Source organism: Lentibacillus sp., from assembly GCF_035301925.1.
GTDB lineage: Bacteria > Bacillota > Bacilli > Bacillales > Amphibacillaceae > Lentibacillus.
This window is the reverse complement of sequence record NZ_DATGTI010000142.1, coordinates 1-3,189: the sequence shown is the minus strand read 5'-3', so window position 1 is coordinate 3,189 and position 3,189 is coordinate 1. Positions and strand designations below refer to the sequence as shown.

Genomic DNA, 3,189 nt, shown 5'->3' with positions numbered 1-3,189 from the left:
GCGGAAAGCGACGAGCTGAACATCCACCGAGTAAACTGCGAGTTGCGAGGAGTGCTGCTTCTCCGACACCTCATGCAACACGACGAGCACCAAGTATATTTCCGGAGCGGGACATAGGCACCAACTTAAGTTCGGATTTTTATAAAAATGCTTTTGTCCCAGCCTCTTTTCCCGTCAATATAAGATTTATCCGGCTGCAATGGTTCAATCGACCGACAACCCTGAATGGATAAAGGTTTGGCGTTGATACCAAGCTTTCTAAGGATGTGATTGTGATGGGCAAAAATAAACACAACACAATAGCGATAATCGTCGTCATCTTGTTTGGTGTAACATTGTTTTATGCAGGTACGGATGGATTTACTGCTTTTACTGCGGAAACAGCAAGAACAAATGATTTACTCGAAGAAAAACCAAAGTTTCCTGAAGTTACATTGGAAGACAGCAAAGAACGTGTTTATCCGATTTCCGATTTCGAGGGAGACTATTTGTTTATTACGTTTATGTATACCTCATGTGAGGATGTCTGCCCCGAACTGGAGATGAATATGCTGCAAGTTTACAAACAAATTCCTGAAAAGTATATAGGCGAAGATATTACATTCTTGAGTATTAGTTTTGATCCGGAGCGGGATGACCCGGAAACCCTGGAAAAATATAGAGGGTATTTTGAAAGTGATGGTGAGACTTGGCGAATGGCACGCATTCCGGACCAGAATGAACTTGATTCGTTGCTGGAAAAATTTGGAGTCATTGTGATTCCGGATGAATATGGTAATTTCACGCATAACTCTGCATTTTATTTAGTGGACACGGAAGGTTATTTAATCGATGTGATGGATTACACAAATCCGGATGCAGCTGCTGAGAAGGTCAATACGATTCTTGATCAGGAAGTGGGTGCATAGCATATGATACAGGTCATCATTGGTCTGATTTTTTATTTGTTTCTGATGCTTCCGCCTGTTGTTAATCTATTGGAGTCAATCATGATTTTCCATATGCATATGCAAATGCCACTCCTTGTTGCGGCAGGATTTCTGATGGCACCTTTTTTTCAAAAAAAATTGCCATCGTTTTTTGAAAAATATAACCTGGATGGCGTTCCGGGAATTTTACTGTTTATGATTGTTATGTTTTTTTGGAATGTTCCCCGGACAATGGACGATGCATTGACAATCCCGCTCGTTGAAGTGTTCAAGTTTATCGTTTTACCATTTTTAGCAGGTGTTCCGTTAAGAGATAGCTGGCGTAAACTGACCGAACGATGGAAAAACGCGACATTGATCATGTTTATGATTGTGTATACGGCGACAGGCATATTATATATTGCATCACCAGTCCAATTATGCAATAACTATTTGGTCAAAGAACAAATTACGCTTGGATGGGGATTTATTACGATAGCTGCGGCCATTTTAATATATTTAATTCAATTATTATTCGTTAACCCATCTGACTATGAATAACAGGGATAGCCCGCGATTGAGGTTATCCTATTTTCAATTTGGCTATTTCTTAATCGTTTGTTGCTTTTAAAATAAGCGGTAAAATATATCATGACAGAAGATTAGAATAAGTAAGCATAACACTTATACAAAAGGGAACAAAGCAAAGCGTCTGTACACTTCGGGGTGCACAGACGCTTTAAGCATTTGCTGATACATTCTGGTCATTAACGTCAGGATCAAGCGGGTTTGTTGAGCTGACACCATTATTGGTATTGAGAAAGTCACCCGTATTAAAAGATCCGGAACCGGAACTTGTTTTTGACGTGCTTTTTGGTGACAGATAAAATGAATCACCAAAGTTGATGACGCCTCCATCCACACTGTTTATTTTAATCGGACCTACAATCGATGGCATGAAAACACCTACTTCGTATAATGATTATATTAGTTTATGAATCTCATTTGTTTTTGTACCGTCAGAAGTATCTAATTTTGGATGATGTTTTCGATACTGAAACCGGCTGACTTACCGATTTCCTGATTCTCGGCCTCTGAAAAGACGAGACTTCTAGGTTTAATCGTTTAAATACTTTCGCATGTGCTTTATACGCGCTTCGCTAAACACCTGATCAATGCTGCCAACCTGGAAAACCCCAGCCTGACTGACGCCAGTCATATCGACACGGTTCACGCGAATGGTGTCATTGTGATGACATGTGTTTTTGTGCATTGACACTGCTGGCTTGGGCCAGTTAGCTTTTTGATGAAATAGTTCATATTTGTCAAAAAAAACCCCATCATCACCCTGAAAAGATGCGCCCTCTTTTTGTACTGCAATTCCTCTGGATTGAGGATTGGACATCTTCGTATCACCTATATTGAAAACAGCACTGTAAGTTAAGCCGTTCAGACTAATTTTTTCGGTAAGGGCAGTTCGTTTTTTCACCATCAACACCTCATCCTGATAAAGGTACAATTGTTCCGATAGCTGTTGCTTCAGGTGGTGTGTCGTAAAAAGACGACAGGACAAATGCATCGTTATCACCGATTAGAAATACGGATGATGCTGTAACTGTTCCGACTGCCACATTGTCAACTTCCAATCCCCAATTATGGACTTCCATATTCATTGTTCTGTTCAATCCCTTTCAAGTATTTATCCAGTGAATGATAAATTTCGTGTTTGATCCGATCACTTATATGAGATTTCAGCTGGTCCACGTTCATTGCCTGCCTGTTATGTCCAGCTTCTGCCTCATAGTGTGCAATCCGTTCAGGCAGCTGTTTTGCCATATCCTGCAAAAGGATGTCCGGATCGATTTTATCCATTGACACTTGATTTCTGGCGGCGAGGTCCCGGATAAGCTGTTCGCCATTTTCGTTTAAATAGGTATTCAAATCCGGCAATAATTGTTGCTTGATTGTGGTATTCTCGGTGTCTGGCACTGATAAATCCTCTATGTTGTTCAGATCATCCGGTGTCAGCCCGATATGCAATGTGCCATCAAGATTTTCAATTTTCAGCTGGTCAAAATGGTATTCAATTTTTTCGACCGTTTGTCTGCTTTGGTGGCTGTTATGATTATTTTCGAGCTGCTGTAAACGTGTTTCCAAAGACTCGATAATCCGGTCCTGTTTATCGATACGCTGGTAAAGATTATACATATATTGATTCCAGCCATTCATACAAGTGCCCTCCTTATGATTAGGCAAAAACCTATACATAACATATGCGTAT

General features: G+C 40.4%; 7 protein-coding genes. 3 read left to right on the top strand and 4 right to left on the bottom strand.

Features of this window, described 5'->3' with window-relative positions:
* From VK080_RS11620 to VK080_RS11610, 3 genes are all read left to right on the top strand, one after another.
* Nucleotides 1-233: hypothetical protein (locus tag VK080_RS11620; RefSeq protein ID WP_324224927.1), on the top strand; the 233-nt coding region annotated here is incomplete at its 5' end.
* Between the two features lie 42 nt (nucleotides 234-275).
* Complete coding sequence (locus tag VK080_RS11615) at nucleotides 276-908, top strand: SCO family protein (RefSeq protein WP_324224926.1); 633 nt, start codon at nucleotides 276-278, stop codon at nucleotides 906-908.
* Between the two features lie 3 nt (nucleotides 909-911).
* On the top strand, nucleotides 912-1,469 hold the full coding sequence (locus VK080_RS11610) for a hypothetical protein (protein ID WP_324224925.1): 558 nt from the start codon (nucleotides 912-914) through the stop codon (nucleotides 1,467-1,469).
* A 178-nt stretch (nucleotides 1,470-1,647) separates the two neighbouring features.
* Here the strand turns inward: VK080_RS11610 and VK080_RS11605 are convergent, their stop codons facing one another.
* The 4 genes from VK080_RS11605 to gerPC form a co-directional block, all read right to left on the bottom strand.
* Complete coding sequence (locus tag VK080_RS11605; RefSeq protein WP_324224924.1) at nucleotides 1,648-1,866, bottom strand: spore germination protein; 219 nt, start codon at nucleotides 1,864-1,866, stop codon at nucleotides 1,648-1,650.
* A 159-nt stretch (nucleotides 1,867-2,025) separates the two neighbouring features.
* Complete coding sequence (locus VK080_RS11600; RefSeq protein ID WP_324224923.1) at nucleotides 2,026-2,400, bottom strand: spore germination protein GerPE; 375 nt, start codon at nucleotides 2,398-2,400, stop codon at nucleotides 2,026-2,028.
* 7 nt (nucleotides 2,401-2,407) lie between these two features.
* The gene (locus VK080_RS11595) at nucleotides 2,408-2,581 is read right to left on the bottom strand and encodes a spore gernimation protein GerPD (protein ID WP_324224922.1); all 174 of its coding nucleotides are present in this window, start codon (nucleotides 2,579-2,581) and stop codon (nucleotides 2,408-2,410) included.
* Nucleotides 2,562-3,137, bottom strand: coding sequence for a spore germination protein GerPC (gene gerPC / locus VK080_RS11590; protein WP_324224921.1), 576 nt, complete (start codon nucleotides 3,135-3,137; stop codon nucleotides 2,562-2,564). Before gerPC ends, VK080_RS11595 begins: the two co-directional genes overlap by 20 nt.
* Between the last annotated feature and the right edge of the window lie 52 nt (nucleotides 3,138-3,189).